This is a genomic window from Paraburkholderia sp. J10-1, from assembly GCF_905220165.1.
In the GTDB taxonomy this organism is placed as follows: Bacteria; Pseudomonadota; Gammaproteobacteria; order Burkholderiales; family Burkholderiaceae; genus Paraburkholderia.
In genome coordinates this window covers 86,868-94,409 of the sequence record NZ_CAJMYW010000022.1, presented here as the reverse complement: position 1 = coordinate 94,409, position 7,542 = coordinate 86,868, and the positions used below count along the sequence as shown (strand labels likewise).

At 56.2% G+C, this 7,542-nt stretch carries 6 protein-coding genes; 5 read left to right on the top strand and 1 reads right to left on the bottom strand.

Annotated features, from left to right (window positions below):
• Window positions 1–465, bottom strand: a 465-nt coding sequence (locus U5A65_RS36375; protein ID WP_321949261.1) for a helix-turn-helix domain-containing protein, incomplete at its 3' end; no start/stop codon positions are given.
• A 241-nt stretch (window positions 466–706) separates the two neighbouring features.
• Here U5A65_RS36375 and U5A65_RS36370 point away from each other — a divergent pair.
• From U5A65_RS36370 to U5A65_RS36350, 5 genes are all read left to right on the top strand, one after another.
• Window positions 707–1,369: a DUF3313 domain-containing protein gene (locus U5A65_RS36370; RefSeq protein WP_321949260.1), complete on the top strand. Its 663-nt coding sequence runs from the start codon at window positions 707–709 to the stop codon at window positions 1,367–1,369.
• Window positions 1,370–1,484: 115 nt separating this feature from the next.
• Entirely contained in the window at window positions 1,485–1,781 is a 297-nt protein-coding gene (locus tag U5A65_RS36365; RefSeq protein WP_321915991.1) for a hypothetical protein, read from the top strand.
• Window positions 1,782–2,339: 558 nt separating this feature from the next.
• Window positions 2,340–2,684, top strand: coding sequence for a hypothetical protein (locus tag U5A65_RS36360; protein ID WP_321949259.1), 345 nt, complete (start codon window positions 2,340–2,342; stop codon window positions 2,682–2,684).
• Between the two features lie 1,014 nt (window positions 2,685–3,698).
• A complete protein-coding gene (locus tag U5A65_RS36355) occupies window positions 3,699–4,406 on the top strand; it encodes a response regulator transcription factor (RefSeq protein WP_321949258.1) in 708 nt (235 codons plus the stop codon).
• 1,796 nt (window positions 4,407–6,202) lie between these two features.
• Window positions 6,203–7,540 (top strand): MFS transporter, encoded by a 1,338-nt coding sequence (locus U5A65_RS36350; protein ID WP_321949257.1) that lies wholly within the window; start codon window positions 6,203–6,205, stop codon window positions 7,538–7,540.
• The last annotated feature ends 2 nt before the right edge of the window (window positions 7,541–7,542 follow it).

The window sequence follows — 7,542 nt, the reverse complement described above, 5'->3', positions numbered from 1 at the left end:
GTGCCCGGCGAATCGTTCCCGGATAAACGCCATTGGGCTCGGGTCATCCACAAGGATCGAAAGGACTGCCCGCGCAGGTGAGCGGTTCTCGTCCACCATCTGGCGCAATGCCGCGATTTCGAGTGAGAGCGTTTGCTGTGGGGCATCCTTCGGACGCGATTGCAGATAGTTGCGCCGGAACTGCTCGAAACTGTCGTTGCGATACGCGAGCACGCCCTTGAACAGATCAGCCTTCGAGCGAAAGTGATGCGTGACGGCCCCCTTGCTCAGGCCTGATTCCCGGGCAACAGCCTCGAATGTCAGCCTCGCAGTCCCATCGCGGGCTAGGACAGTCAACGCCGCCTCGATGATCGCATTGCGGGTCTGTTCTGAACGCTCCTGCCTGGCCAAAAGTTTGTCCCCAAAGTTATGGAAGGCTGAAATGGCGCGATCGAACGTGCCTTGCTTCCTGTAGCCCACTTGCACAATATCTGCATCCTGGAGAGGGAGTATACGGCTCGTTAAAAAAACCGTCCAGACGTTTTGCTTTCTCTGTATCTCGTGCTAGACTTCGCTCCAGTTCTTCACCTTGCATAAAATACGAACCGTCTGGACGGCTTTATTATTCCGCGAAGACAGCGGAGATTACCTGCTGACGTCGTAGATCAAACCGCCCAGACGCCTTTGTTTATGCCGTTGCCGCCGTGTATCTCTCATGGGACCCAAAATGACAATCACCAGGAATGTTCGCCACCTGCTTTTCGCGCTGTCGTTTCTCTCGCTGGCAGGTTGTGCCGGTGTTCAACCCGTCGCCTATTCCGGCATTCCGTCGTCTTCGTACCTGAAGGCGAATGCCCACGACGATACCGGGCGCATCCCGTATAACTACTCGACGACGGTGAACTGGCAAGCCTACTCCAGGGTGATCGTCGACACGGCCACCGTCTATAACGGTGCTGACAGCCAGTTCGGCGACATGAGCGACGCCGACAGGGCAACGCTGGCCATTTACCTCCAGAAGTCTTTCACACAGAGACTCGGGACGAGATTTGTCTCGACTACGCAGCACGGTCCGGGCACGCTTCGCGTCAAGCTGATCCTCACGGGTGCCGAGACCACGAAACCCGTGCTTGGTCAGTTCACACATTTCGATATCGGCGGAAACGTCTATAACGGTGTGCAGGCCGTTCGCGGCGGTAAGGCGATGTTTGGCGGCTCCGTTTCGTACGCAGTCGAGATTTACGACGCGTCGAACAACAAGCTTTTGAATGCTTATGTAACAAGGCAGTATCCAAACGCCATGAACCTGGTCGCGAGTTTTGGCTCACTCGGTGCGGCGAAAGCAGGGATCGACAAGGGCGCCGACGCGTTGGTCGCTGAGCTCCGGTAAGCAAGAACACACATCGCGCGACACGGTGGATCAGTAGCGTGGAGCCACTGTGCGCGTAAAGCCCTTGCCGTGCATCCGGTCTCGTAGGTAACCAAATCGGCTGACGGAGCGTCCAATGCCTGGAATCGCGTCCCTCTTCGCACTGCCCCTCCCTTCGCCCGTTATGGTGGCGCTGGTGTTCGTTGCCGCTTATCTGCTGGTTGGCATTCCGCTTCATTTCCTTGCCGGTGCCGAAGCGCGTGACCTATGGGCAACGTGGACCGGACTGTTCGCCGCACTGATTTACATGGTGGTCTTCATTGACTTCTATCCTGAAGCGCACGATGTAACCACACGTCAACCGGCCGTTGCGCAACAAGGACTCTCCGTATCAGGGGAAGCGCGACAGCTGCATCGCGAAGCCAGAAATTGAGTTGGCCAGTTATATGTCGCTGGCTCAGGCGTGTGGCAGACGCACTATGGCGGATCTTACTCTGCGTGTATCGCGTAGTAGTTGGCCAACTTTGATTCAACCGTACTGGTTGACAAACCTGCGACTGCTGGGCTCCTCGTTTTGAAGGAAAGTTGATGTGAGATCAGGCAGTCATAACCCGTCCGATGACGCTATCCATACAGGCCATTTTTCACGATGAATTCTTCCTCCCAACTCCAGCCCGGCGCCGCGCGGACATCCCGCAGGCTACTGGTTTGCACAATCCCGGTACTCACGGCCCTCTTTTGTGTGCTCGTTACTGCAATGGTATTTTCTGGCGATGTGCCAGGACTCACCGAAGGATTCCCATCCACCAGCAATATCGACATACACAAGAATCAGATTTCCTTGAGCCAATCTGAATATCAACCGTGAATTCTGTCGGCTTTGAAAATATTTCCATCGATATGTGATGTTCGGGTTTGTATCGCAAAGCAGCTGAGTGTGTTATCCACTCCCGTGTGGCCCGATTCCGACCGTCAAGACAAGCGCAGAGAGATGGCATACATCATCGGCCAGGACGTGGGCGCGATTCTCGATCTGTTTTGGTCGAGTGCGTATTCGATGTTCTGGATAGTGGGGCTGGCGACAACATTTCTATCGCTCATCGCGGCCTCTATTTTCCTCATGCGACGGGCAGAATCCTTTGAGGTTTTCTTAGGCGCAACCGCAGGACTGATTGCAGGCCTTTCCTATTTTGCCCTTGCGCTTGGAACGCTCCCCGAAAGCGATGCCCGTGCAATGTGCTCGACAGGTTCGCCGACGCCTCGCGTCGCTGTACACACGAGTCCGATAGCCTTGTCTGGTGAAGGTCAACATGGTCGATGCAAGACGATACACTAAACGCCATTTGTTTTTCTGATCGAATTTCAATCGCAGAATACTTGTCCAGAATCCCGTTTGCACAAGTAAAAAGCCGCTGGAAGTTATTTGGAGGTAGGTAATGAGACGCCTGAGAGCCAGTCTGACTCTGTCAATCGCGTTCACGTGCATGCTGGCAGGGTGTGCTGCGACTACGACAGAAGGTGAAGTCAAACCAGAGAGTATTTCGGAATTCACAATCGGCGCGACAACTCAGCAATACGTAATCTGGAGGCTGGGAACCCCGTCTTCAACAACCGCCCTACCGGATGGATCGACGTTTCTGGTTTACACCTTCACGGGTAAGCTGCCATTTTGGGACAGAGTGATCTCAAATTTCGGACCGTACGCAACGACAAATGTCCGCAGAACCACCGTCAGCTTTATTTTCGGACCGGACGGGATTCTCAAGAAATCGGATACCGTTTCATATCAATGATCGCCTGTACGAGCTACGGAACACAAAGCTGCTGGTCACCCGCGGACATCCACGTTGACGTTGACTCATCTCCGCTTCCATGCGCATGTGAGCGCTTTCAGGTGCAAGCGTACCGGCGCCATTTCTTTTCAGGATTTCCCTACCCTCCTTTCAGCTCATCCTTCTTTCTCCTTGTGACATTCCCGCCATAATGAAAAGTTCAAGCCTTCGCTCCCGCGTCGCATTCTCAACGTTGTACCGTGTTTCAGGCAAATGGCGGCTCGTGTGCACATCGACCAAAAGCAAAAGCCGCAACCCGCGGCCACGATGCTGCATTGTGGATCGACGCTTCGTTCCGCAGGACCAGAAGCGAACCTTCAATCGCAACGAATGTATGGCCGCCCGCCGATGAACGCCGCCTCAATCGCGGATGTCCTTGCAGCTGCAAGCACCGAAAAAATCGATAACACATACATCGGTCAACGGTCCAGTGAGAATTCGCCGGTTCGATCAGTCAGTACGAATCGGCTGCCCAGTGAAATTGCGGCCTAAGGACTACGATCCTGGATTTGATCACTATGCGTATCGCGGTTCTCGATTATGACCCTGGCCAGTCGCGATTCGTCTACGAGGCGCTGACCGCTGCCGGCCACGACTGCCATGTGTTTGCCGAGGGCGGCGCGCTGATTCAACGGATGCAACGGGAAACCTTTGACCTCGTGACGCTCGACTGGAACGTCGTTGACATTCCGGGTGATGCTGTACTTGCCTGGATCCGCAATAACGTCGACTCGAATCTGCCTGTGCTTTTCATGGCAAGCCGCACGCGCGCGCAGGACGCCGTCCATGCGCTGAATGCCGGCGCCGATGACTACGTCACCAAACCGATCGCCGCCTCCCTGCTTCTCGCGCGCGTCTCTTCGCTTTTGCGCCGGACTTTCCAGCAGGAAGCGGCGGCGACCTCGCAGCAGTTTGGCGAGTACCTGTTCGATATTCGGGAGGGTAAGCTTTTTCGCCACGGCACATGCTTACCGGTTACCCGGAAGGAGTTCCAGCTCTCGCTACTACTCTTTCGCAATCTTGCGCGCCCGCTATCGCGAGCTCAAATCCGCGCGACGGTCTGGAAGCAGCTGACTGACATTCCCACGCGTACGCTCGATACACACATTTCCACCGTACGAGTCAAACTCGGACTTCGGCCAGAGAACGGCTATTGTATCGTCCCGATTTACGGCTACGGCTATCGTCTTGACAAGCTTGATGCAGCTGCGGTGGGCTCGTCATAAATGCTCGGAAGAGGTTAAATGGCCACTCGTTTCGCGCCTCATATCCCGAGGTGCGCAGTTGATCAAGAAACCAGCGCAATGGCGCCTCCTTTCGCGTCGAACCTCCACAAGCCGCTCGTAAGAACAGGTTGCACGGATGCGGGTATCGAATGCATCACGAAGCGTCGAAGGGCATTCGAGTAGCGTCTGCGTCGCACCGGTGCGCCAGCGTGATGCACTGTGTGGATGTGCCGGCCCCCGTGCCCGCTTCGGTCAGTGCGGTTGCCTTGGCGGCGCGACCAAACACGCAATGACTCATCCCAAGTGAGACTCATTGTCATCACGTCCTGAACGAGCTTGCCCGCTACCGCCCCGATCTACTCTCTCTGTTCATCATTTATCCCCCCTCATCCCGTCACGTGCTTCGCTTACTGATTGTCGTTGCAAGGATGGATAGATCGCGAAATCCGGACCTGACGTACAAGTGAAAATCCCGTTGGCATTTGCAGACCTGCATGCACTTTGGGGCCGATGATGCGCGGCGTAGTGGTCATCTAGTTGCCGGATGCCATGGCTCGACGACGCGCGATGCGTCTACTGAATTTCAACTATAACTTTCCTCTGATCCAAGTGATCGCATCCTCGAAGACGGGCCACTGGCAGCGACCACAAGGAAACGAACCGCGAGCAAATCGTGCGGTTGGGCGAACGAAGAGACGTTCCTCACGTCAGAAAAACCATATTGCACCAGTGTTCGAGTCGGCAGACGCAATTGACGGCGTGCGTGCATTCGCAGAAAGGCGCGAGCCTCGATGGAGCGGAATTTGACATTCTTCCCGCCCGGCGCGCAAGCGATGGGGATTCCTTCTACAGGACGACGTTCCGTCGCTAGCAATCGCATCAGCGAACTCGCGCCGTGAGTCGTTGCCCCTCGGCTCGGCACGGCAGTCTGAAGGTCACGATCTCCACTCACGACGACGCTGGTGCCACGCTTACCGTGGAATCGTGATCACGACACGTAGCTGGCTGCTCCAGTCGCGGCTCGCGTGGCCTTGCGATAGACACAGGCCCGTGCTCCGGCGAATTCGACTCAAGCCACATCAATTTCCGTTTGCTCGCATCAACGACCAACCGAGTGGCGTCCCTCAAAATGGACGCTTTCAGTACCGTCGTCCGTTTTGATCGCCGCAACAGCCCGACGCTTGTCGGCAATCAACACGATGGAGCCGGCCTTCAGGGCGGCCTCTGCAACATCGCGCGAGCGCATTGTCCGGCGGCGCACGCACTATCTCAACCGTGAGCCCGCCTGTCACATCCAAGACCTTTGGCGATTGTCCGCGACATATTGCACCCCTCCGAACTTCGCTACGCCCCGGCATGGCACCCCATTCCAGTGGTTGCGAACCATACGAAAAGCTTTCGAGTGGTTGATTTCGAAGTTCGTCACATGTTTGCGAACCAATGCAGCTAGGTCATAGCCAGAGGGGAGTACTGCGATCATGGCTACCGCCAACTGAACGTCGCACGCCTAGAACCGTGCTCCCCGATCCGTCGATGACGGTGGACGCCATCGACGACCCTGGTCGATCGCTCGACGATCCTCGAGCTCAACGTTGAAAGCTACTCGCGTCGTAACGCCAGCGGAAGCAAGCGTACCCGCCTGACGAACGAAAATTCCCGCCCTGCACGGCGACGTGCCGGGGGCGTCACCCTCGAATTTTGATATTGCTTGACATCGCCGGAGGAGTTACACAATAGTAAACAGTAGTTTCGTGAAATACACCACATGAATGATGAAGGGGACACTTGGAGAACATATGAACAGGAACAATGTTAGAGGCGGAGCAGCAGGCGGCAGGGCGTTGGCCGCCGCGTCGCTGGGTAATGTCATCGAGTGGTTCGACTATGGCGTGTACAGCTTCGCCGCAATCACAGTCGGAACACACTTCTTCCCGACGAGCTCCTCGGTTGCGGCCGCGCTAGCGTCATTCGCAGTGTTTGCCCTTTCCTTTCTGATCCGTCCAATCGGCGGCGTCATCATCGGTTCCTTAGGAGACCGCCGCGGCCGTCGGGACATGCTCATGCTGACCGTCGGGCTGATGACTCTAGGAACGGCTCTGATTGGTCTGCTCCCGACCTATAGCGAGATTGGCGTGGCCGCCCCAGTGCTCCTTGTCGTGGCGCGCATGATCCAAGGGTTTTCGGCGGGCGGGGAATATGGCGGCGCAAACACATTCGTGGCCGAAGTGGCACCGTCTGGCCGGCGAGGGCTCTTTGGAAGTGTCCTGGAGTCTGGCGTGCTGTTTGGCTACCTGTCCGGGGCAGCTATCGTAATCGGTCTGATGCACGTGCTGTCCGCTGACGCATGGAAGGCATGGGGCTGGCGACTACCGTTTCTGATTGCCTTGCCGCTTGGACTCCTCGCAGTCGCACTACGCAGAAACCTCGAGGATTCTCCCGTATTCAAGAAAATGAAAGCGTCTGGAGAGCAAGTTGCCTCGCCGCTGGCGGATTCGTTTAGAAGAGCCGCACGGCCCATGTTCCTAACAGCCGCCTTGGTAGCGTTCGGAAACAGCGCCTACTATCTCATTCTGGCCTATTTGCCGACCTACCTACAAACCGACCTCAAGATGTCGGGGGACGCCGCTCTGATGTTGAGTGTGTTGGTCATGGTTACGATGCTGGTCGCTATACCAATCTTCGGACGCTTGGGAGACCGGATTGGGCGCCGAGTATTACTGGCGGCATCTCCGATCATCTATCTCGTTTTCAGCGTACCGATGGTCATGATGCTTCAATCGGGAAACCAAACGTACGTCTTTGCTGCAGCGATACTAGCCGGTTTGGCGCTTGCGCCAAACGCGTCGCAATACTCCGCTGCCCTTACCGTCCTCTTCCCCCGATCGGTTCGCTTTACGGCTTTCACCTTGGCGTTCAACGTAGCCACAGCCTTGTTTGGAGGAACCGCGCCGTTCATCGTGGGTTGGCTTACTCAGGCAACAGGCAGCAGCTTCACGATCGCTTACTACCAGATGGCCATGGCAGTGCTTGCACTAGTCGGCGTGTCAATGATGCCGGAAACCAAGTCCCTCACTGCAGATCATGACGCGGTCATGGGCAATGAATCGCTCGAGACCGCGGTCGCCGAGCGATAACT

Bases quoted from the DNA above. Each gene is read 5' to 3' on its own strand.
- U5A65_RS36370 (WP_321949260.1), top strand. From the start codon at position 707: ATGACAATCACCAGGAATGTTCGCCACCTGCTTTTCGCGCTGTCGTTT.
- U5A65_RS36365 (WP_321915991.1), top strand. From the start codon at position 1,485: ATGCCTGGAATCGCGTCCCTCTTCGCACTGCCCCTCCCTTCGCCCGTT.
- U5A65_RS36360 (WP_321949259.1), top strand. From the start codon at position 2,340: ATGGCATACATCATCGGCCAGGACGTGGGCGCGATTCTCGATCTGTTT.
- U5A65_RS36355 (WP_321949258.1), top strand. From the start codon at position 3,699: ATGCGTATCGCGGTTCTCGATTATGACCCTGGCCAGTCGCGATTCGTC.
- U5A65_RS36350 (WP_321949257.1), top strand. From the start codon at position 6,203: ATGAACAGGAACAATGTTAGAGGCGGAGCAGCAGGCGGCAGGGCGTTG.